18 protein-coding genes, 2 tRNA genes and 1 pseudogene are annotated in these 20,909 nt (G+C 59.0%); 14 read left to right on the forward strand and 7 right to left on the reverse strand.

What is annotated here, in order from left to right; genetic code table 11:
• From WG921_RS02135 to WG921_RS02145, 3 genes are all read right to left on the reverse strand, one after another.
• Window positions 1-528, reverse strand: a complete 528-nt coding sequence (locus tag WG921_RS02135; RefSeq protein ID WP_340107551.1) for a TRAP transporter small permease — start codon at window positions 526-528, stop codon at window positions 1-3.
• A gap of 123 nt (window positions 529-651) precedes the next feature.
• Window positions 652-1,863: a TRAP transporter substrate-binding protein gene (locus WG921_RS02140; protein WP_340107552.1), complete on the reverse strand. Its 1,212-nt coding sequence runs from the start codon at window positions 1,861-1,863 to the stop codon at window positions 652-654.
• 137 nt (window positions 1,864-2,000) lie between these two features.
• Window positions 2,001-3,761, reverse strand: a complete 1,761-nt coding sequence (locus WG921_RS02145; RefSeq protein ID WP_340107553.1) for a thiamine pyrophosphate-binding protein — start codon at window positions 3,759-3,761, stop codon at window positions 2,001-2,003.
• Window positions 3,762-3,790: 29 nt separating this feature from the next.
• On the opposite strand from WG921_RS02145, the gene WG921_RS02150 reads away from it, so the two are divergent.
• Both WG921_RS02150 and WG921_RS02155 read left to right on the forward strand, forming a co-directional pair.
• Window positions 3,791-4,678: an SDR family NAD(P)-dependent oxidoreductase gene (locus tag WG921_RS02150; RefSeq protein ID WP_340107554.1), complete on the forward strand. Its 888-nt coding sequence runs from the start codon at window positions 3,791-3,793 to the stop codon at window positions 4,676-4,678.
• Window positions 4,679-4,689: 11 nt separating this feature from the next.
• Window positions 4,690-5,451 carry a sulfite exporter TauE/SafE family protein gene (locus WG921_RS02155; protein ID WP_340107555.1) on the forward strand — a complete coding sequence of 254 codons (762 nt, stop codon included), beginning with the start codon at window positions 4,690-4,692 and terminating at the stop codon, window positions 5,449-5,451.
• A gap of 81 nt (window positions 5,452-5,532) precedes the next feature.
• On the opposite strand, the gene WG921_RS02160 is transcribed toward WG921_RS02155, so the two are convergent.
• The gene (locus WG921_RS02160) at window positions 5,533-6,453 is read right to left on the reverse strand and encodes a sugar phosphate isomerase/epimerase family protein (protein ID WP_340107556.1); all 921 of its coding nucleotides are present in this window, start codon (window positions 6,451-6,453) and stop codon (window positions 5,533-5,535) included.
• Between the two features lie 12 nt (window positions 6,454-6,465).
• Here WG921_RS02160 and WG921_RS02165 point away from each other — a divergent pair, with 12 nt between their 5' ends.
• From WG921_RS02165 to WG921_RS02175, 3 genes are read left to right on the forward strand one after another with little or no spacing between them, the layout of a single operon-like run.
• Complete coding sequence (locus WG921_RS02165; protein ID WP_340107557.1) at window positions 6,466-7,413, forward strand: NAD-dependent epimerase/dehydratase family protein; 948 nt, start codon at window positions 6,466-6,468, stop codon at window positions 7,411-7,413.
• Window positions 7,414-7,461: 48 nt separating this feature from the next.
• Complete coding sequence (locus WG921_RS02170; protein WP_340107558.1) at window positions 7,462-8,064, forward strand: glutathione S-transferase family protein; 603 nt, start codon at window positions 7,462-7,464, stop codon at window positions 8,062-8,064.
• Window positions 8,065-8,072: 8 nt separating this feature from the next.
• Window positions 8,073-9,248: an NAD(P)/FAD-dependent oxidoreductase gene (locus tag WG921_RS02175; protein WP_340107559.1), complete on the forward strand. Its 1,176-nt coding sequence runs from the start codon at window positions 8,073-8,075 to the stop codon at window positions 9,246-9,248.
• Window positions 9,249-10,077: 829 nt separating this feature from the next.
• Here WG921_RS02175 and WG921_RS02180 read toward each other — a convergent pair.
• Entirely contained in the window at window positions 10,078-10,623 is a 546-nt protein-coding gene (locus tag WG921_RS02180) for a recombinase family protein (RefSeq protein ID WP_340107560.1), read from the reverse strand.
• Between the two features lie 349 nt (window positions 10,624-10,972).
• On the opposite strand from WG921_RS02180, the gene WG921_RS02185 reads away from it, so the two are divergent.
• From WG921_RS02185 to WG921_RS02205, 5 genes are all read left to right on the forward strand, one after another.
• Window positions 10,973-11,725 (forward strand): hypothetical protein, encoded by a 753-nt coding sequence (locus WG921_RS02185; protein WP_340107561.1) that lies wholly within the window; start codon window positions 10,973-10,975, stop codon window positions 11,723-11,725.
• A gap of 25 nt (window positions 11,726-11,750) precedes the next feature.
• Window positions 11,751-12,719 carry a beta-ribofuranosylaminobenzene 5'-phosphate synthase family protein gene (locus WG921_RS02190; RefSeq protein WP_340107562.1) on the forward strand — a complete coding sequence of 323 codons (969 nt, stop codon included), beginning with the start codon at window positions 11,751-11,753 and terminating at the stop codon, window positions 12,717-12,719.
• Complete coding sequence (locus tag WG921_RS02195; RefSeq protein ID WP_340107563.1) at window positions 12,716-14,341, forward strand: non-canonical purine NTP pyrophosphatase; 1,626 nt, start codon at window positions 12,716-12,718, stop codon at window positions 14,339-14,341. Before WG921_RS02190 ends, WG921_RS02195 begins: the two co-directional genes overlap by 4 nt.
• A gap of 977 nt (window positions 14,342-15,318) precedes the next feature.
• Entirely contained in the window at window positions 15,319-15,639 is a 321-nt protein-coding gene (locus tag WG921_RS02200; RefSeq protein WP_340107564.1) for a hypothetical protein, read from the forward strand.
• A gap of 53 nt (window positions 15,640-15,692) precedes the next feature.
• Entirely contained in the window at window positions 15,693-16,967 is a 1,275-nt protein-coding gene (locus WG921_RS02205) for a hypothetical protein (protein ID WP_340107565.1), read from the forward strand.
• Between the two features lie 181 nt (window positions 16,968-17,148).
• Here the strand turns inward: WG921_RS02205 and WG921_RS02210 are convergent, their stop codons facing one another.
• Together WG921_RS02210 and WG921_RS02215 are read right to left on the reverse strand one after the other, a co-directional pair.
• Complete coding sequence (locus WG921_RS02210) at window positions 17,149-18,579, reverse strand: site-specific integrase (protein ID WP_340107566.1); 1,431 nt, start codon at window positions 18,577-18,579, stop codon at window positions 17,149-17,151.
• Between the two features lie 91 nt (window positions 18,580-18,670).
• Window positions 18,671-18,761: transfer RNA gene (locus tag WG921_RS02215), tRNA-Ser, on the reverse strand.
• 317 nt (window positions 18,762-19,078) lie between these two features.
• Between WG921_RS02215 and WG921_RS02220 the strand changes: the two genes are divergently transcribed.
• The 4 genes and pseudogenes from WG921_RS02220 (at window position 19,079) to WG921_RS02230 (ending at window position 20,839) form a co-directional block, all read left to right on the forward strand.
• Window positions 19,079-19,354, forward strand: a complete 276-nt coding sequence (locus WG921_RS02220) for a hypothetical protein (protein WP_340107567.1) — start codon at window positions 19,079-19,081, stop codon at window positions 19,352-19,354.
• Window positions 19,355-19,645: 291 nt separating this feature from the next.
• Window positions 19,646-19,735: transfer RNA gene (locus WG921_RS02225), tRNA-Ser, on the forward strand.
• Window positions 19,736-19,896: 161 nt separating this feature from the next.
• A pseudogene (locus WG921_RS17910) lies at window positions 19,897-20,007 on the forward strand (IS6 family transposase); the annotation flags it as partial.
• 130 nt (window positions 20,008-20,137) lie between these two features.
• Window positions 20,138-20,839 carry an HpcH/HpaI aldolase family protein gene (locus WG921_RS02230; protein WP_340107568.1) on the forward strand — a complete coding sequence of 234 codons (702 nt, stop codon included), beginning with the start codon at window positions 20,138-20,140 and terminating at the stop codon, window positions 20,837-20,839.
• The last annotated feature ends 70 nt before the right edge of the window (window positions 20,840-20,909 follow it).

The following is a 20,909-nucleotide window of genomic DNA, read 5'->3' on the forward strand; positions in this document are numbered from 1 at the left end:
CTAGTTTCCTCCGATGAAGCCGGGTTCGATCATTTCGCCGCGCCGATACGCCTGGATTGTAAGAATGCTGCGCTGAACGACCCGCAGCGCGATCACTCCCCATCCGATCGGGATAGACGCCACGGCGACCCAGTAAGGAATCTGGATTCCAGTAAAATACTGCTCGAATTCGATGGTGGTGATCATGAATCTCGTGCCTGTCACAATGACAATGATCGCGAGGGTGAAGAACAGAGCGTCATTCAGCATGAAGAGTATGAAGTTGCCCTTCCTGCCGGTGAATATCCTGATTATGTCAATCGACAGGTGGCTTCTGCTTTTGACGCCGCGCGCCGCCGCCAGATACGCAAGCCAGATAAACGCGTAACGGGCGGTCTCTTCGCCATAAGACGTCGAGGCGCCAAGCACGTATCTCCGGAACACCTCAATGACGATTATGAATGTCAAATATGAGTACAGTATAAAATTGAAATAATACTCAAAGTTTTTGTCGAGCCATAGTGCCCATTTGGGGAATTTGAATTTCATGGCGCTGGCATCACTACGTCATCCGCGACCGGGTGGTCGCCTGGGGCTGCGATCGGCAGGCTCTCGTCTGTCGCCCCCGCCGGCGGAGGAGGCCGGGAGCGAAGCGCTCCCGGCCCAGATCCGTCAGGATCGCCACCACCGCCGCATCTCGACGGGGCCGCTCTCCTGGGCGATCCGGCCTGTCGCCTCGTATTCTTTTCGGCCGAACTTCTCGACGAGCGGGTCAAGCACGTCCTTGTTCCTCTCGAAGGAAAGGAAGTCGCGCCAGGCGTCCCGCTCGTCATCGCTGAGGAAGACGAAATTCGGATCGAGCTTTCCCCAGATCGTGTCCTTCGGCGAATCCGGCCTGATGCCCCATTGGTCACGCAGATACGGCTCATACGCGTCATGCTGGAAGACCTGGGTCTGATAGGAGCCCTCGAGAATGCCTTCCTGAATCGCCTCGGGAAGTTGCCTGAACCAGCGGGCTGAAATGAACATCGCGTCGGAGTTGTACATGAACTCCGTGTTGACGAGTTGTCCGATCACCTCCGAGATGTTCACGTCCGCCACCGGGCCGGGCGCGACGTGCAGACCGTCGACGGCGCCTTCCTTCAGCGCGTTGTAGGTCTCGCCCCAGTTCACCGGCGTCGGATTGGCCGGCAGGATATCGAACGCAACCTGTTCGAGTTTCGAGCCGGTCACGCGGATCTTGAGCCCGTCCATGTCTTCTGGACGACGGACCTCCCGGTCGAGGCCGCGGCGCAGCTGCACCCATCGGATCTGCGGGAAGAAAGCTGTCGCGATCAGGCCCTGCTTCTCCGATTTCGCCCGGAAGATATCGTTCCATTCGCGTGAAAAGGTCAGGCGCCAGAAATTCTCGATCGACCCGACATGGTAGGGGAAATCGATGACATTCCAGACCGAAGCGGAAGCCGCGGCGTTCTGCGTCGAGCCATGCGCCGCCTGCAATGTCGCCTGTTGCAACTTGCGAGGCATATCGACCTGGTTCCCGAGCACGCCGCCGTATTGAAGCTCGACATAGACCTTACCGTCCGTGGCGGCCTCGATGTTCTTTTTCCATTCGATGACGCCGGTCAGGTTCGATTGCTCGGTGGAAAGCGGGCCGTTCGGCCAGCGTCCAGGCGCCTCGGTGATGCCGGTGAGCATCACGTGATCGGCCTTGTCCTTCTTTTCCGCCTCGCTCTGCGCGAGCGCTTCGGTCGCACTGAAAAGCAATGCGCCTGCTGGCGCCGTCACCCATGCGAGCGCCGCCGCCGAGCCGCCAAAGCGCGCGGCGAGACGCATGAATTCGCGTCGGGTGTCTGTGCGCCCTGATTCTGCGAGTTTCTTCATTCTTACCTCCCTTTGTTTTGCTTTTCGTTTATTTCACAGGATCTGCGTTCGCCCCCTGTCAGCAGCCGTCAGGAGTTCTTCTCTCTCGATGATCCGAACTCCGCCGCGCGACCTCGCCTTCGCTTCGCATGCTCCGTTCACTCCGGCCGGTAGCGCTTGCCGAAACTCGGCTCCCGGTAGGGCGTGGGCGGCAATTGCCAGGCCCCGGTTGAGGGCGGGCGAACGTCCCCATCGACGTGGACGTCGATCAGGCACGGTTTCCCGAGCGCCAGCGCATGTTCGAGCGCAGGACCAAGCTCGTCGGCGTGCCGAACGGTGATGGCGTCGACGCCATATGATTTCGCCATGAGCGCGAAATCCGGATTGTAGCGTTCGCCGTCCCGATAGAAGAGCGTTCCAATCTCGCGCCCTTCGAACATGCCGACCTGAATGTCGCGGATCGAAACCCAGCCGAAATTGTTCCAGACGACCCAGATCGCCGGAATGTCGTACTCCACCGCGGTGGCGAGGACGTAAGGCGTCATCGTGAAGCCGCCGTCGCCGCAGACCGAGATGCAGGGTCTGTCTTTCGCGGCCAGCTTCGCCCCGAGAACTCCGCAGACGCTGAAGCCCATCGCGCCGAAGCCATAGGAATTGAGGAACGTGCCGGGCTGCCTCGCCTCCCAGAACTGCATGAACCAGTTGTGATGCGCGCCGACGTCCGGGATCAGGATCCCGTCATCCGGCAAGACCGCGCGCAGTTCCTTGACGACCTGCTCCGGTCGAAGCGGGGTCGAGGAGATGTCGAATTTCGGGCGAACATGCTCCTCCCACCGGCGCCGCCATTCCGCGATGTCGCCCAGCCATTCCTCGTGGCGAATCGTGATGGCGCGGCGGTCGAGCTCCAGCAGGAGCTGCGCGAGAAATGTCTTCACATCGGCGACGACACCCAGCTCGACAGGATAATTACGGCCGATCTCCATGGCGTCTATATCGACCTGGATGAGCTTGGTCGGCGGAATGTTCCAGGAATATCCGGGGATCCATGACGAAGCCGAGCGGTCATCGAAGCGCGCGCCAAGATCGAGAAGCACATCGCATCGCCGGGCCGCCTCATTCGCCGGGTAACTGCCGTTCCGGCCGACAAAGCCGAGCGAATACTCGCTCCGCATGTCCAGCGCGCCCATGCCGTTCGGAAGGCTCACGACCGGCGTCCGCAGTCGCCGGACAAGTTCGGTCAGTTCAGGCCCCGCCTCGGAAAGAACGACGCCGTTCCCGGTGTAAATGAGCGGCCTCTCGGCGGCGAGCAGGAGGTCCGCCACCTTTGCGACGACCGAAGGCGCCGCGCCGACGCGGCTCTGAATGCTCGCGCCTTGCGTCGGCTCATAGGCGAGGTCGGCGCTCTCCTGAAACAGATCGAACGGGATATCCACGTTCACCGGCCCGGGCCTGCCTTGCGTGGTCAGGGTCAGCGCCTGGCGCATCACGAGCGGCAGGCTTTCAATCCTCTGGGGCTGATAGCCGCGCTTCACGAAAGACCGGACGCTCTGGGCGAAATCCGACTGATTGTGCCGCGCGATTTCCTGGAACGGGGAACGGTTCGCCTGCACGGTGGGCGCGCTCGCGGTCAATGACAGGATCGCGGACGAATCGCTCAGCGCATTCGCAAGCGGCATCAGCATGTTGACGGAGCCCGGCCCGATCGATGCGAGCGTTGCGGCGGGCTGATGCGCGACCCGGTAATAGGCGTCGGCCATATGGCCGGCGGCCTGTTCGTGCCTTGGAGAGATCAACGGCAATTCGTCCGCACGATCATACATCGCATCCAGGAGGCCGACATTGCCATGTCCGCATACGCCGAAGACGTAGGGCACTTTCTCCCGAATCAAAAAATCGACAATGAACTCTCCACCCTTCATCCGTCGACCTCCCGTTCGCAGTGTGTTTCTTGTTCGCTTCAAACAGCATCCACATCGTCGTAGCTATTGCAACTACAAATATGATAATGTCCGTCCGCGAGCGGGATTTCCCTCGCGGATGGATGGAGTCGAAGGTGCGATTTTCCGGCAAGACAGTGCTCGTCACGGGGGCCGGTGGCGGCATCGGGCGAGGGATGGCGTTGGGTTTCGCCGCTGAGGGCGCAAAGGTCTGGGCCTGCGATATCGATGCGGAGTCCGTTGCGGCGACCGTCGCCGACATCGCCTCACGCGGCGGAGAAGCGCAAGCCTGCGTCCTTGATGTGGCCAGCGAAGCGGAGATCGACTCGGCGCTTTCCGCCGCCGAAGCGCGGTTCGGGGCGCCTCACGTGCTGGTGCATTGCGCGGCGGTCAATCAACTGACGCCGATTCTCGACATGTCCGCAGAGGATTGGCGCCGGATCGTGGATGTGAACCTCACCGGAAGTTTCCTGATCGCGCGAGCGGCGGCGCAACGGATGATCCCGAATCGTTTCGGGCGCATCGTGCTGATCTCGTCGAATGTAGGGTTTCGCGGCGCCGCGCATCGCGGCGCTTACGCCGCGTCCAAGGCCGGGGTGATCAACTTTGCCGAGACCCTCGCTATTGAGCTCGCCGAAACGGGAATCACCGTCAATACGATCGCCCCGGGGCCGACCGAGACGCCGATGACCGCATGGCAACCGCCCGAGATCCGGCGCGCGTTGCTGGCCGACGTGCCGCTTGGACGGTATGGCCAGATCGAGGAGATGGTGTTCGGCGCACTTTTCCTCGCCTCTGATGAAGCAGGCTATATTACCGCCCACACCCTCTCGATTGACGGGGGCTATGTCGGCGCCGGGATCATCAAACCCAGGATCGGCCCCGAAAAGACAATCTGAGAGGCTTGCGGATGTTCGTCGTTCTTGGCGACACTCACGCCAGTGCGGGGCTGCTGGCGGCTGTTGTCGCCTGCGCCGGCCTCCTGCGGGGCTTCGCGGGGTTCGGCTCCGCCTTGCTCATCGTTCCGGCGCTTAGTCTCTCGATTGGCCCGACTGTTGCGGTCGCAATCGCGACCATGCTCGAAGGCGTCGCAACGATGCTCCTGTTGCCAGCCGCGCTGAAGCGCGCGGACCGCAGGATGATGCTGATCATGAGCCCGTGCGCCGCCATGGCCATTCCGGTGGGGCACGCGCTGCTCGTCGGCCTTGATCCGACCTTGAGCAATATCGCGATCAGCGGCGCCATACTGGCGATGACCGCCATGATCGTCGCTGGCGCGCGCCTGCCGCTGCGCCACAGTTCGGCCGGGCATGCCGTCGCAGGCGGGCTTCTGGGCTTTTTCACCGGCTTCGGCGGGGTCGGCGGGCCGCCGCTTGTTCTCTATATCCTTGCCGGCGGCGCCTCTCCCGCGACGAAACGCGCAAGCATTATCACGGTTTCCTCGATCTCGTTGACGATCGCGCTCTTCTCGACCGCGTATTTTGGCCTGCTCACGCGTGAGGCGCTGCAAGGCGCGGCCGTGTTGACTCCGGTATTCTTGCTCGGCGGCGTGGCGGGGTCGTACGCATTCCGGGTGGCTGGCGACCGGTTCTTTCAAAAGGTCGCTCTCTCCGGGCTGATGCTGGCGGTTCTGGGTCTCTTCACCGCGAATCTCGCGCGGGCGCTGAGCTGACCGGACCTCCCGTCAATGCGGATCGCGCCGCCGGTCGGCGAACGCGTCGATCCGGTCCAGCCGCCCATTCCTCCCCGAACGTCAGTCCGGGTCGAGGCGCCGTATGGCGGCGACGCTTTCGGCGATAGCCGCATCGCCATCCGCGTCTATGATCTCCAACACAAGATCGCCTTCATAGCCGATGCGCCGCATGGCTTGCAGCGCCTCGTCGAAGCGCACAACCCCGGCGCCGATCCGGTCATGCTTCCAGGACGAAAGAGGGGTGTCCGAAAAGTGGACAAGCCGCAAATGCTGTTTCAGCCGCTCAAAGCCGTGGTCCGGCGATTCGCCCGCGAACACGGCGTTCGGGACATCGTACACCGCCCCGAGGTTGGGGTGGTCAATCGCTTCGATCAGTCCGGCGATCTGGTCGGCCTTGGGCCAGAAGCTGTAGGGGATGTTCTCCAGCAACAGACTAACGCCCGATTGCTCGGTCCTGGCCAAAAGCGTCTCGATGCCGGCGCGGCTCCAGCCTTCGAGCATCGTGATCGGCGGCGGCAAAAGCGGACGGCCTGCGCCCGGGGACATGACGATGCCTTTCGCGCGCCAATCCGCAGCGAGATCGACGACTTCGGCGAGTATTCCGCCGGCCAGAGCGCGAACCTCCTCCGCAGGGCTGGCCAGATTGTTGTCAAAGCCGCCCGGGTTGAGCGCGACGATCTCGATCTCACCTGAACGCACACGCTCGGAGATTCGTCCGCGAACGTCTTTCTTGAGGCTCCTTGGCCAGCAATATGGAGCCGTGAGAAGCAGCTCGATACGCCGGTATCCCTGCGCGACGAGGTGGTCGAGGCACGCCTCGACGTCGTAGCGCCAGATAAACGGGAAGTTATTGATGACAATCGGATAAGGCATCGGCTCGATTTCCCCCATGGCCCGGAACGCGGCCGCCTGCCGCGCCCTGATAGTAGTTGTCATTACGGCAACGTCAATATACTCTCTCCCGAGACGGCATCGCGGCATGAGGGGGCGAACGTGAAAGTCTTGATTACCGGTGGCGGCGGATTCATCGGCCGGAAGATCGCGCGCGCTCTGGCGGACCGCGGCGATCAGGCCATCGCATTCGATTTCGCCTTTCCGGCCGAGGCGAAGCGCCTCGCCGTCGAAAACCGGAGAGTCCACCTTGTTGAAGGCGACATCACCGATCTCGCGCCCGTCATCGCGGCCTTTCAGGAGCATCGGCCCGACGCGATCATTCACTGCGCCGCAATCGTTGGCGTTCTTTTTTCGATCGCGAGCCCCGGGAACGTCTTCCGCGTGAATCTGCAAGGCAGCATCAATATCTTCGAGGCGATGCGCCTTTGCGGCGTGCGTCGAGTCGTCCATATGAGTTCCGAAGAAGTCTACGGTGATTTCGAACACCCGAAGATCAATGAAGACCATCCGACCCGGCCGAACATGCCCTATGGCATCAGCAAGCTGGCGGTGGAGCAGACGGGGCGGGTCTATCGGGATCTCCACGATCTCGAATGCATCAACATGCGAACGTCATGGGTCTATGGGGTCGGGCTGCCGCGCCCGAGACCGCCAACCACGTTTCTCGACGCGGCGCTTCAGGGGCGAGCCTGCCATCTGTCGTTCGGGGCCGACGCGGCGATCGACTTCACCTATATGGATGATGTCGTCGCGGGCGTCCTCGCGGCGCTTGATGAAAAATCGCACAAATATGACGTCTACAACCTGGCTAGCGGCGCCGCCACGACGCTCGGTGAAATGGTCGAGCTGATTCGGGAGATGATTCCCGGAGCGGACATCTCCGCGAAGCCCGGACCTTACATGTTCACATCGACACTCAGAGCCCCCGTAAAGGGCGCCCTCGACATGAGCCGTGCGCATGAAGCGTTGGGGTTCGCGCCGCGCTTCGATCTCCGACGCGGCTTCGAAGCCTATATCGAAGATTGGCGCGCCCGGGCCCCCGGCTAACGACGCCAGCCATTGAATGCCGCGCATTACTTAAGGAGCGACCGACCGATGAGACTCCACTATACGACCAACTCACCCTTCGCGAGAAAAGTGCTGATGACTGCGCGTGAAGTCGGCGTAAACGGCCGGATCGAGCTGACCGTCAGCAACCCCTGGGGCGACGAAAACCCGGCGGCGGCGGTCAATCCGGCCGGCAAGGTCCCGGCCCTCGTTCTGGATGACGGCCTTGTGCTCTACGATTCGCCGGTGATCTGCGAATATCTCGACAGCCTCGGCCAGGGCCACGCTGTTTTCCCCGCCGCCGGGACCGAGCGATGGCGCGCGCTGCAGCGACAGGCGCTCGGAGACGCGCTTCTCGATGCGATGATCGCACGGCGCCTCGAGAGCCGGCGCCCCAATGGCGAAAGATCGGACGCCTGGATCGCCCGGCAGGTTCTCTCGGTGAACCGCTGCCTTGACGCCATGGAGGCGGACGCGGCGCAGCTTCCAGAACAACCGACGATCGGACACATCGCCTATTTCTGCGCCCTGGCGCATCTGGATTTTCGCTTCGCCGACGAGAACTGGCGACCCGGGCGGCCGAAACTCGAGGCGTGGTTCGCCACATTCGAGTCTCGTCCGTCAGCCCAATCCACCATCCCTCACGATTGAGCGCCACCGTGGACTCGGTTGATGTTATCGTAGTCGGCGCCGGCGCCGTCGGTCTCGCAATCGCCCGCGAGTTGGCGATGGACGGCCAGGATGTTCTCGTGGTCGAGCGCAACGCCTCGTTCGGGATGGAGACCAGTTCACGCAACAACGAGGTCGTTCATTCGGGCGTCTTTCACCGGCCCGGAAGCCCACAGGCCGCTCTCTGCCGGCGCGGGCGCGATATGACCTACGCCTATTGCGCTGCGCGGGGCGTCAGGACCGAACGCACCGGCAAGCTCATCCTGGCGAATTCCGAGACGGATCGCGATTGGCTGGCCGGCGTTTTCGAGCTCGGACTGGAGAATGACTGCGACGATCTCGAATGGCTGGAGGGCGAAGAAGTTCTGCGCCTGGAGCCCGAGATCGCCTGTCATTCCGCCATCCTCTCGCCATCGACCGGCATCATGGACACCCACAATCTCATGCTGGCCTTTCTGGGGGACGCGGAGGCGGCGGGCGCGCTCGTCGCCTTTCGCTCCGAGGTCACAGATGTCGAGCCGGTGGCGGGCGGGTTCAAGATCACCGTCGTCGGCCATTCTGGTGAACGAATTGATCTGCGGTGCCGCACGTTCGTCAACGCCGCTGGCCCATGGTCGGCCGAAGTCGCGCGGAAGATTCGCGGCTTGCCGGAATCAGCGCTGCCCAAGGTTCATTTCGCGAAAGGGACCTTTTTCAAATATCACGGGGCGCGGCCGTTCTCCCGGCTTGTCGTCCCTTCTCAGCCCTCATGGCGGAACGGCGGGATATTTACACTGGATCTCGGCGGCCAGGGGAAGTTCGGGCCGGACGAAGAATGGATCGACGCCGTCGACTACAAGCTCGACCAGAGCCGGGCCGCTGCGGTGGCGGAGGCGATCCGGCGCTATTGGCCGAATGTCCGGGCCGACGCGCTGATCGCCGAATATGCAGGTGTGCGCCCGCGCCTCAACGGCCCTGGCGAGCCACCCGCCAACTGGCTGTTGCAAGGCCCGGACCTGAACGGGCTGAATGGCCTGATCAACCTCTTCGGCGTCGAAAGCCCCGGCGTCACTTCGTCTCTCGCGATCGCCAGCGAAGTCGCCCAGATGGTCCAGGGCGCGCCATCCCCCTTCGCGCCGGCCGCCGGACCGGCAGGCGAGAGCGCCGGTTCAACAATCCACCAGTAAAGCGGCCGGATAGTCCGCCGCTGGCCGGCCGAAAGGATGCCGCGGCTTTCCGCGCCGCTGCGGCGGAGATGAATGCGCGGCGCCGTCCTCCTCCCGCCGGCGCCGGCGGCCCCGCCCCGCTTTTCTCACACCCGACATCCAGCGCGCGATTCCCGAAGGCCGCCAGCGGCAGGGCCTGACCGCTCAAGCGGCTGATGAAGATGGGGCGCCCGCTTGACGGGGACGCGCGGGCCGGGGCGATCGACAGGGTGGCGATCCAGCAGACGCCCGACGGCGGCGCCAGGCCCCGCAGCCGGGTCTCCTTGTGCCGTCCGCCTCGCTCCCTGCTCAGGCGGGATCAATTCCCTGATCGGCAAATAGCAGGGAAACGCGCGCAAGCTTCAGGATCGCCATCATGTATTGAACCGAAGCGCCGCCCGCGGGCCAAACAGAGGCAGCTGTGAGGGGGGGGTGGCGGAGACGAAGGGATACTCCAACCAAATCTCTAATCATCTGATTTTAAATGAGAATATCTCGAATTGTTGTCCACTTTCTGCGCTGTCCTGTATGGACCACATCAAATCGACTTCTTCCTGTCAACCTCGCTGGGCCGATTTTCTGTCTTATTGACGCTAGGGCTGCTCGCAATCATCCTCGTTAGTTCTCACAGAAAAATCTGAGTGGGTTTGATACATCGCAGGGAATTCGAACTCCCCCCATGCCCGGCCCTCCATTTTGCGGGGGATGCGCGATGCTACGGAGTGTGTGGTCCTCTTTCTTCGCCTCATGAAGGCGCGGTGGGCAAGGGCAGGCAGATCATGCCCGCTCTCGCACATAGGCTGTATTTCGGTCAGCCGTTCGACAGCGCCCGGTACACCGAGGTCCGACCCACCTTGAGGTCTCTTGCGATCTGAGTTGGCGAGACGCCCTCGCGGTGCAGCTTTCTGACGGCTTCCTTATCTACGCTCGGTTTGCGCCCTTTGTACCGGCCTTCCGCTTTTGCTTTTGCGATGCCCTCCATCTGGCGCTCTTTGCGTACGGCTGTCTCGAACTCCGCGAAGACGCCCAGCATCCCAAGGAATGCCTTTCCGGCGGCGTCAGCCGTATCTATGGGCTGCTCTATGGCCTCCAGCGCAGCACCCTTCGCCTCCAGCGCCTTGACGATCTCAAAGAGGTCCGCAATCGAACGGGCGAGGCGGTCGATGCGTGTTATGACCAGCGTGTCGCCCTCTCTAATGAAGTCGAGGAGGGTGGCGAGTTCATTTCGCCCTGTGCGGCTTGTGCCGCTCACCTTCTCAGCGCGGATGATTTCGCAGCCTGCCGCCTTGAGAGCTTCCTTCTGAACCTCAAGGCTCTGGTCCTCCGTCGATACCCGTGCGTATCCATATCTCGCCATCGGCGTCTCCTGTTCCATTAGGCTCTAGACTTTCCGGAAGATATGTTCCGTAAATCACAATTCAACCCTAATGGAACATAATTTGTGCTCCGCGCGATTGTACCGCTGGGCTATACCCTAAAGGGGATACCCGGCACAATCGGGACAGCCTGATGCTGCGCTGAAGAGAGACCTTCATGCGGAAGCACCGGCGGTGGCGTTGGTTACCTAAGCGCATTCTGAGGTGCTGATTCGTTGATGGCCCACCGCGGGTGCGAAGGCGTCCAAGCGGACATGCCCTTTGACACCCGATGAGCAAGCTCTGATAACTGGCCGTGAGGCAATTTACAATTTCGACAGAAGAGAGATGATGAGAAAATATCTCAATGCAACGACCATCACATGGGCTTTGCTTCATGTGATTTTAGTCCTAATTGGAATTCTTGTCATAAACATCGACTACACGACCAACGCTCTCGGTTCAGAAATATCCACCGGCCTTGGCGTGTCCATAATGGCCGCAGGTGTTGTTGGCATATTTCTTTTTTTGTACGTCGCGCTCTTAGATACGACGCGGTCACGACTGCAGGCCCTGAGCGATGCTGGATTGGACGGCATCTTTCGTCATCGATCTGTACGAATTAAGGGCGAATATGATGCGAGACTCGCGCAAGCGAAAAGAATAGATGTAGTAGGGTATGGCCTCGGAAGCATGCTTGAGGATTTCTCGAATGAATTTGCAAGATGGTCACGGCAGGCAAAAGTCCGGATAGTCGCCATTAACCCAGACGCCCCTACCAAGGAATCGAGCTACGCTGACATGCGGGATAAAGAGGAAGGCCGCGAAGCAGGAAAAACAAGATCGGACGTTCAGAGACTTATCAAATCTATCAAAGAGAATGAAGATATTAACAAAGATCACTTTGAACTTCGCCTTATGAACTCAATCCCATCCGTAAATATCATGATTATTGACGAAGAGATATTCTGGGGCCCCTACCTCTTGGCAGAGCAGAGTCGAAATACATTTACCATGACCGTTCGCAAGGGAGGGTTCATGTTCAAGGCCCTCGACAACCACTTCTCCCAGATATGGGATAACCATTCAGCCCCACCCCCATGACGCATAATGGTCGCTGTTGCCCGACATGAAAATCGAAATCCGTATACCATCCCGCCTTCACTTCGCACTGTGCGATCTACGCCCAGCTTCTGTATATGGGAATGGCGGAATTGGTTTGGGGATCGACGCACCCCATCTGGAGGTTTCATGCACTACCGGTCACGGCCAAGTGGGTCTTCACGGGAAAGCAACTGAGCAGGAAGGCGAGGTGATCGCTCTCATTAAACGTTTAAAAGCTTTCGTTAACGTAGACACATTGGATATCGAAGTGGTCTCGCATCTTCCCGCACACTCCGGGTTCGGCAGCCACACTGCCCTTGCTCTCGGGATTGTTGAGGCCGTCGGATTGCTCTCACAATCGAACTGGAACGAACGCCAAATTATCGAGCTTTCAGGGCGGGGGGGGACCTCCGGAGTGGGCATTCAGACATACTTTCACGGAGGCCTTGCCTATGACTTTGGCAGGCCTGGGGTAGTGCCAGAAGAGTTGTTACCCTCCTCGGTATCTTCGCCATGGGTGGGGCCTATTTTTGGACCGCGCGTTGAGTTTCCTGATTATTGGGAGGTTCTCTTGGCTATTCCGAATGGCAATCACGTATACGGCCAAAAGGAAGTTGAGTTTTTTGAAGAACACACGCCTTTAGAAGAACTAGATGCGCTAAGAGCAATAGCCTCCATACATCACGGAGTGATCCCAGCGGTAGCGTCCGCAGACTTGGTGGCTCTCGCAACCTCACTGAGGCGTGTACATCTATCCGGCTTCAAAATGCTCGAGTTGAAATATCAGTCACAAGATGTTCGCCAGATGTACGGGGCGTTGGTAGAAAAAAACATTGCCAGCGGATTGAGTAGTTTTGGCCCACTCATTTACTCGATTGTTGACGTAGATGACAGGGAGGCAAAGGATTATTTTGAAATTGTTGCGTCGGCCCACTCAGCTCATATTTTTAATCCAACGATAGCATCTCGCGGCCGACTGGTGTCGATTCTATGAGTGATGAAAGACCCAATATCCGAAGAAGCGTTCTCGGAAGCGCCACTCATCTACGCAAATTAAAGGTATATTTCTACACATCTAATCTAGAAAAACTTCTGCAAGCTAGGCTCTTATTTCAAAGCAAGGGCTATACTTTAAGTCATTTTCGAGCAAATAGAGAGCCGTATGAGGAAGATTACTCTCTGAATAAGGGAGAATTACTTAGGAGGGCCATTTCGCAAGTTCGAAATCAATTTTTGGTTAGATCCGTATTTTTCGTTGAAGACACGTCCATTCGGATAGATGCTCTTAGCAACGAAAATGACTATCCGGGCCTTCGGGCAAAGGAGTGGTTCGCAGAGATTACATTTGATGAGCTTGATACGATACTCAAATCTAAAGGCAATAACCGCCAAGCAATCGTAAAATCGGACGCCGCACTACATATCCCAAATTTGGAAGAGACATTTATATTTCACGGGGAAACAAGTGGGGTAATTGCTGATCGCCCTCCGGAATTTGAAACAAATTTGCAACACCCTTGGCTTACACCCAATACGTTCAACGGATGGCTTATTCCCGACGGGGCGACCATTCCTCTTGGAGCAATGTCCTTTGAAGATTCGTTAGAGTACGACTTTCGCGGAGAGGCACTGGAAAAGCTGCTGAGTTTTCTTAGGCCACTCAATGCCGCAGCTAACCTCCCAAGCAACTTTTTTACTCGGGAGAGCAATTCAAGAACAATAGACCACGTTGAGCCGTATCTTCCGCATATTTTTGATCCGGAAGATGAAGAGGCGCCCACTGTTGTTTGTATAGTTGGGCATAAATGTGCCGGAAAAACTACGGCGAGCGAATTCGTTCAGAGTAATTTCGGTGCAGCGTTCTTCGAGGCGAGTGAGCAGCTGAGAGAAATGGCAAAGGATCGCGGCATAGAAATTACATCATCAAAATCAGCGAATGATTTCTTGGAAAGGTTTGGTCAAGATATAGTCGCTAAGCAGATAATTGATCAATTATCAGGAGACGCATCTCCACTAATTGTGATTAGCGGTTTACGCACAATAGAGGAGATTGCTCTGATACATGAAACTTATGTAAATGTTCGTACAATTATGGTAAGAGCTGATCGACGCATTCGCTTTGAACGTCACATCAGGAGAGGTCGCGACAGGGATGTCAAAACCCCTAAGCAATTTGATGAACTTGACCGAGATCAACTAAGTTTTGGGCTGCTACAGCTGGCAGATGAATTTGCGGATGCATCAATCCTCAACGAAAGCGACCTTCCTAGGTACTATGACAAGGTTAATTCGACGGTTCGAGATGCGCTGGTCTATCGACGAAAAGAGGGGGGTAGATCATACAGCGCCCTATCTGAGCTGCATCGCTGCTTGATTGCACTCTCAAGGTTATCGGAATTCGCCAGCTGCGAAGAGATATCAGCCGAGACAGAAGATCTTGGCTCGATGGTTTGGAGATACAACACCAATCGTGCCTTCAAGAACATTCCACTATTTGTCGACCGCTTTGACAAGGGCGAGGAGTTACTAAACTATCGGATAAATGGTCGAGGTGAGCGCCTGTTGACATTGCTCAACGTGAGCAAGGAATACAGCCCACCACCTCGATTGCGGTAAGCACCTCCCTTTCATTCCTTTGAAGGACCGCGGATGCGCGAGCGAGCATCTGACCCCCGACGACTTGCGAGTGATACAGGCAGACATTAATGACGTGTTCTTAAAATTACTCCCGTCAACTGGGGCGCGGCAATTGCCGAAGTCAAAGACTGGATGAAGTTACGGAGACAGGCTCTGCAACACTACGTACTGTCCACTACTATTCTCTAGGGCGCTAAAATGGCTCGAGTGGGGTTGCATCGCAGATGCCGGAGGCAGACTTTAGGCTGGGAGCCTCATTTTGTCAGCCAAGCTTTAGGGTTCGGAGAAACGTCGCAAGCCACAGCACGCGGTAGTCAACTACATCGGCAAGTCATGGCTTCTCAATCTTGTAAGATGCGATAGAGAATGGGTGTACACTCACGACGGCAATCGTATCGAGATCTATATTCTATATCTAAATAACGTAGGTTAGTTGCTGGGATTGATAACGCCGCGCGGTGAAAAGGTTTCTACTGCACCAGCGTTAGATCATCTTCTCCGCCGGGGGGCGAATTGTGAGCCACCTTAGCGAATAATCGCTGAGAGCGTCCGCCGACGCCGTTTCATTGCTTCCGAACTTTATACTTTCATCGCTTCAGAGGTTTGCTGGTGGCGCTGTAAGCGGCAGTTCGTTGAGACTTTAGTTGTTTCGCAATCCGTTAGTCTGCGCATTAGCGAACCCCTATAGCCGTATTTTGGAGCGCCGCAAGCGTTTCGGACGTCTGAAAGGTGCGCGACCCCCCCATTAGGGACCACCTGAGCTATGAGAACAAGCCGCTCCTGTTTTGAGCTCCGCATGACGGACGTTCGAAAGCGGCCCCCAACACCCACCAATGAACTAACAGCAGCGCCCAACTGGCGCGGCTGGGGCTGGTCTCGCCTGATTGCGGCCCAACATGCGCGAGCGGCTGGCGCCGGCTCCAGCCGTGGTTCTTGGTGCCAGAAGAAAGCCAATCATGACATACCTAACCGACAGCACCCCAGCCGCGCCGATTTCAGAGAATGAGCGCGACGACCACTATCGCGGCCTTCTCCTTCGCTTGAACGCCAGATGGCGGATCATATGCGCGGCGACAGACGATCAATGGATCATCCAACGCTACGGCGGAAGGAGGGACGGCCGCCCAAGATGGGAGAGCCTGAGCTTTGCCGCGACCCGCTCCGGGCTGATCCTCGCAGCCTGTGAGCGAGCCGGCATGGTCGGGCCTCCCCAACGCGCGGTTCTCGAAGCTCTCCCCGAGCATTACCGCGAATTCCGGGCGCTCCGCATCGCCTGAACCTGTCCGGGCGACCGGACCACCAAATCCAGACACATTGAAAAGGACAAACCATGTTCGACAACGTCGAAGCGGGCGAAGCCCTGCGTGACAGACCCTTCAACGAAGAGCGCATCGCCGCATCGGAACGGATGAAGGGTTTCATAGAGGCGGCGCTGGTTGGCCTGGCCGAATACCAGCAGCGCAATGGATCGCGAAAGCGCCGGAGAAAAGCCGCCGATCAGGTTCGCTGGGAGAACGCCGTCGAGGCCATCATCTGCGATCTTTGCTATCAGGCCCTGACGGAGCCAGAGCGGGGTATCGCGATCTGCCGCTCCAAAGGTCAGCTAGGCCGTAACTCCCGATATCGCTCGTCCATCCTTGGCAAGCAGTTTCCTGTAATCGTCGACGCGCTCGCCTCTTTGGATTACCTCGCTGAGGACAGGGGCGGACGGCGATACGGAAACGCGGGCCGTGCGTCAGTGATCTGGCCGGGGTCCCGGTTGCGCCAAGAAGTCGGACGTCGATGGATCGAACTTTCCGACATCGGCATAAACCTGCCGCGCGAGACGATCATTCTGAAAAGCGGAAAGAATCCCGACGACTATTTCAGTAAGGCCGATATGGTTGAGTACGAGGACACGTCCACAACCATAAGGAGGCGGACGCAGGTCGATGCTCTCAACTCTTGGCTCGACAACGCCGACATCCGGCTAGCGCAACATTCTGAGGTCGACCCTGATATTGGCCGGCGCGGCCTCAGGCGCATCTTTACGAACCAAAGCTTCGACAATGGCGGTCGCCTCTACGGCGGATTTTGGCAGAACATGCGAAAGGAAGAACGGCCTCGTATCCGGATCAACGGCACATTCTGCGTTGAGATTGACTACGGTCAAATGAACCCTCGGATCGCATACGGGCTTGCAGGTGCAGCCGACTGCACCGAAGACGCCTACCTCATCCCCGGCCTTGAAGACCATCGGAATGGGGTGAAGCGGGTCATGAACGCCATGTTCTTCTCGACAAAGCCGCTAGGTAAATTTCCCAAGGGGACCCGCTCGCTGTTTGCACCTGAGTTTCGGATCGAGAATGTGACGAGACTGATTGAAGACGCCCATCCGGCTCTCTCGGGGTTCTTCTATTCAGGCGCTGGGCATCATCTCCAACACATCGAGAGCGAGATCATGGTGGACGTGATGCTGCGACTGAAATCGGTCGGCGTCGTCGCCCTGCCAATCCATGACGCGGTTATCGTGCCCGAGGATGAGGAGTTTGTGGCGATCGATATCATGAAGGACGCGTTCAGACGGCATGTTGGAAGCGAGGGGATCGTCGATGTGAGGGGATGACAGGCCACCAACCCCGCTTGCCCTCCCAGTTCCGCCCCCGCCATATGTGCAGCCAAAAAAATGAACTGATTGAGGAGAATCTATGAGGGGGAGGGAGGAAGGGGGGGGGGAAGTTAAACCAACCATCAGGTTAACCATATGGCGGGCCCGTAAGAAATGGACCCGCCCACCGTCCAACCAATCAGAAGCGTTCGAGATAGCCTTGGCGCTCCATCTCCGCGCCTATCGCCTCCTGCGTTTCGGTCAGACGTTCCCTGACCGCGCCGTGGTCGTATATCGAACTCGCACCGCCTTCCTTGGCCCAGCCTCCAAGCTGCAGGACGATGCTCTCGATGATCCCCGGCGTGTTCCGAGCGACGGTACGCCAAGTGTGCCGGGTGCTATGAAAAGACAGCCGTTTGTCTGTGGCTCTGCCGAGCACTCTTCGGCGCTCGCGTGTGAAAGCTTGCGGGAGCGCCGATACTTTTCCTGTGGAGGGTCTGATCGGCCAATCAGGGAAAACACGGCCATCCTCCACTCTGCTGGTCAGTCGCTGGCGCATCAGTTGTCGGGCGACGCCGATAAGAGGAATATATCTCCGTGCGTTCTCCGTTTTGCCCACGCGGATAACGAACCCGGCGACATCCTCGTCCACATCCGAGACAAGCAACTTCGCCACTTCATCCGACCGGCAACCCGTCACCAGAGCCAGCCGAAACGCGTCTCCCAAGCGGTCACCCTGAGGGAATGCGGCGCAAATCTTCTGGACCTGCTCTGGCGAGAACGCTGCGCGGCGATCATCCGGGCTGCGTTTGGCTTTCGGAACGCCGCTTTCGAACGACCACGGATTGACGCCCTTGATTAAGCGCCGCTCCCGCGCCCATTTCCAGACGCCGCTCAGCATCGTGATGTGCTTGTTGATCGTTCCGGAGGATAGACCGTCTTTTGCGTGGGCTGATGTGAGATTCGGGAGATAATTGAACCGGAAGTCCTGAGCGACATCCGGCGTGACATCTTCAAGCTCGACGTACCCGTCCATGAATTCGGACAGGTATCGGACGGCGGTTCTAACGTCCTTCACGGTCGATTGCGAAAGCGGTTTGTATCCCGCCGCGTTATTCTCCGCGCGGTTCTCAAGATAAAGCTCCAGCGCGTCTGAAAGCGCATACCCGTCTCCCAGCGCCACCTTCGCGTATGTTTCAAGTTTCTTTTTGCTTGGTCGCTTGGAGCGCGGACGATTGCCGGCGCTTTCAATTTTGTCGACGACGATGCCGCGCAAACCGACCGCATAGCCAACGGTTTCATCCACCGGCGCGGAAGGGTCGCCAGTCATATCTGCCGGGTGGGGCGGTTTCTCTTCATCCTTCACGATCTCCCGCCTCATGATCGCCGCGCTCTCCAGAGAGAAATCCTCAGCGCCATTCGCAATGGCGACGCGGCTGCGTATCTCGCCAAGGATGATGTCCCGCTTCTTTTGCGCCTCGGGAAGATGGCGCGTTCCGAGCCCCAGTTTGATTTCTCTGCCGAAGGGCTTGCCGGTTTTGGGGTTCTCGCGCCCGATCAACTCGGGGGGCGTCTTCATGCGGAAGACGTAACCTTTGCCGGGGCCTCTTGGTTGAACGAGATAGCGCACATCTTCACCATGCGTTTTGTGGTCCAAAGTGGACAACGCGCTTGGTGGCAACTTTCGGGATTTCATATAAATAGCAGATAGTTAGGCGGGGTGGCGGAGACGAAGGGATTCGAACCCTCGAGAGCCTTTTGAGCCCTACTCCCTTAGCAGGGGAGCGCCTTCGACCACTCGGCCACATCTCCGAGGACGCTTAAAGCATCGATAAGCACCGGATTTCAAGGGAAAGATTTCATGAGGCCGCGCGCGGGGCCAGCTTGGTTTTTGAGAGCGTCCTACGCGCCGTTTGGGTGCTCTCGCGCGCTAAATCCGAGCTTGCCGGTTCATGTGGCTACGATCCGCCACGATCATCCGCGAATGCATGGCGAGGGGTTGGACCGGCCGAAGATTCTTGAATTCATCGCCAAATGACGCAAGCGCCATAGTCGCTGAATACGTCTTGGTGCGGGGCGGATCATATCCCGAATTCGGATGTTTCGTAGTCCTACAATTACGCATCCGAATGAATGGCATCGAGAAGGCCGTGCGCAACCCGCCTGCCGCGGCGCACATGTCGAAGCTGGCTATTGCGCTGTATGTGCCGCTGGCTGATCTCGTCCCTGACAGTCGCCGCACCGGTCTCAAGCTCCACCCGGTCGAGGGTGGCGGCGCGGTGCTGGCGGAGATGGCGCTGAACCTCCCCGCCGATGCGGCGCAGACAGTATGGGATATCGCCGAGAGGCGCCGACGATGGCTCCGGCGAGCATCCCTGACGGCGCCTGCGACAGAAGAAGGCTGATGAACAATGCCCTCGGCGTCAAGGTGAGCTCCGCCTTCAGGTCGTCGGGCGCGCTTTCGCCCGGCCACATGATGGCGCGGCCCCGTTTGTGATTGCGAGGCTCGCGTCGACGTCTCCGAGGTCATGAACCACGGCGCACCTGGTGGCATTCTCCTATGCGGGAGCGCCCACTGAACGAGTTCTCAAGCGGAGTCCGCGAAGGCCGCGCATGTTTCGTAAGCGAGGGAAAGAACGCGAGACGTCGCAGCGTCTTGCGTCGGCGGGCGCGATGCGTATAGACAATCTCCCGACGGAGAGGTGGCCGAGTGGTCGAAGGCGCACGCCTGGAAAGTGTGTAGGCGGGAAACCGTCTCCAGGGTTCGAATCCCTGTCTCTCCGCCATCAACCGGCCCGAGGGCCGATCTGATCCGCTGCGAAGGGATGATAACGCCAAATGCCGCCAAGGCGCTGACTGATTTTGCTTCGCAATTTGCGCCGCAAGTCTGAGCGAGACGCGGCCTTGTTCCGGCGCTTGGCGGCCGATCTTCCCCGCCGTTCGTTCCTCATCAGTCCATACCCATTTCAATCTGGAGCGCCGGCTCCGCCGACGAGACGACTTCAGGGGCGACCGCGCGGCCGCTCTTGCGGAGTGGCGGCGTCTCGGCGCGACTTGAGCGTGCGCGGGACTCGTCCGAACGAAGACTCGTGCGTTTCGTCTGACAATATGCTCCACATTTCGTATAACGCTGTCTGTAAAAGGCAGCCAAGCGCCAGAGTCCGCGCAATCAGAACAGGGAAAACATCATGCGAAACGCCGTGAAGCTCGCCGCCGAGGGGGGAAAAAAGGTCAGGGGGGTGCAGCTGACGATCGCGGAGCCGACGCTGATCGAGGTGTTGGCGACCGTCGGAATCGATTTCGTCTTTCTCGACTGCGAACATGGTCCATTCGAGATGCGCGACATCGAAGCCTGTTGCCGGACCAGCGAACTTTGCGGGCTCACAGTGGTCGCACGAGCGCCAAGCTGCGACGCGGCGACGATCACAAGGCTTCTCGACCGCGGCGTCAACGGGATCGTGACGCCCCATGTCGACAGCGTCGCCGAGGCTCAGGCGGTCGTCGATGCGGCCTATTTCGCGCCGCTCGGGAAGCGCTCCTTCGGCGCCGGCCGGCCGCATTTCGGTTTCGGCATCACCGACCGGCTCGCGCATCTGGCCGCGTGCAACAGCGCGGTCTCGGTAGGGATCATGATCGAGAGCCGCGGCGGGCTCGAAGACGCGGGCGAGATCGCGGCGCTGCCGGGGGTCGACTACGTCTCTTTCGGCATGAACGACCTCGCACAAGATCTGGGATTCCCGGGCGAACCGCAGCGCAAGGAGGTCGTGGACGCCGCAACCGAGGCTTCAAGGAAAATCCGCGCGGCCGGGAAGCCGGTCCGCGATGACTTCATGAGCGTCGCCTGGGTGAATGAGATACTTGTGGCGGGCGCGAAGCAGCTTCTCGGCTGATCGCGCCCGGGTTCGGAGCGGAGCGCGCCGCCCCGGGCGGCGCCGAACGACTGAGGTCGGTGCGAAAATG

Source organism: Paludibacillus litoralis (genome assembly GCF_037646705.1).
Taxonomy (GTDB): domain Bacteria; phylum Pseudomonadota; class Alphaproteobacteria; order Rhodobacterales; family Rhodobacteraceae; genus Pikeienuella; species Pikeienuella litoralis.

Bases quoted from the DNA above. Each gene is read 5' to 3' on its own strand.
- WG921_RS02155 (WP_340107555.1), top strand. From the start codon at position 4,690: ATGTTCGTCGTTCTTGGCGACACTCACGCCAGTGCGGGGCTGCTGGCG.
- WG921_RS02190 (WP_340107562.1), top strand. From the start codon at position 11,751: ATGAAAATCGAAATCCGTATACCATCCCGCCTTCACTTCGCACTGTGC.
- WG921_RS02160 (WP_340107556.1), bottom strand. From the start codon at position 6,453: ATGCCGCGATGCCGTCTCGGGAGAGAGTATATTGACGTTGCCGTAATG.
- WG921_RS02230 (WP_340107568.1), top strand. From the start codon at position 20,138: ATGCGAAACGCCGTGAAGCTCGCCGCCGAGGGGGGAAAAAAGGTCAGG.
- WG921_RS02140 (WP_340107552.1), bottom strand. From the start codon at position 1,863: ATGAAGAAACTCGCAGAATCAGGGCGCACAGACACCCGACGCGAATTC.
- WG921_RS02145 (WP_340107553.1), bottom strand. From the start codon at position 3,761: ATGAAGGGTGGAGAGTTCATTGTCGATTTTTTGATTCGGGAGAAAGTG.
- WG921_RS02170 (WP_340107558.1), top strand. From the start codon at position 7,462: ATGAGACTCCACTATACGACCAACTCACCCTTCGCGAGAAAAGTGCTG.
- WG921_RS02135 (WP_340107551.1), bottom strand. From the start codon at position 528: ATGAAATTCAAATTCCCCAAATGGGCACTATGGCTCGACAAAAACTTT.
- WG921_RS02205 (WP_340107565.1), top strand. From the start codon at position 15,693: ATGTTCGACAACGTCGAAGCGGGCGAAGCCCTGCGTGACAGACCCTTC.
- WG921_RS02185 (WP_340107561.1), top strand. From the start codon at position 10,973: ATGAGAAAATATCTCAATGCAACGACCATCACATGGGCTTTGCTTCAT.
- WG921_RS02195 (WP_340107563.1), top strand. From the start codon at position 12,716: ATGAGTGATGAAAGACCCAATATCCGAAGAAGCGTTCTCGGAAGCGCC.
- WG921_RS02200 (WP_340107564.1), top strand. From the start codon at position 15,319: ATGACATACCTAACCGACAGCACCCCAGCCGCGCCGATTTCAGAGAAT.
- WG921_RS02180 (WP_340107560.1), bottom strand. From the start codon at position 10,623: ATGGCGAGATATGGATACGCACGGGTATCGACGGAGGACCAGAGCCTT.
- WG921_RS02220 (WP_340107567.1), top strand. From the start codon at position 19,079: ATGAATGGCATCGAGAAGGCCGTGCGCAACCCGCCTGCCGCGGCGCAC.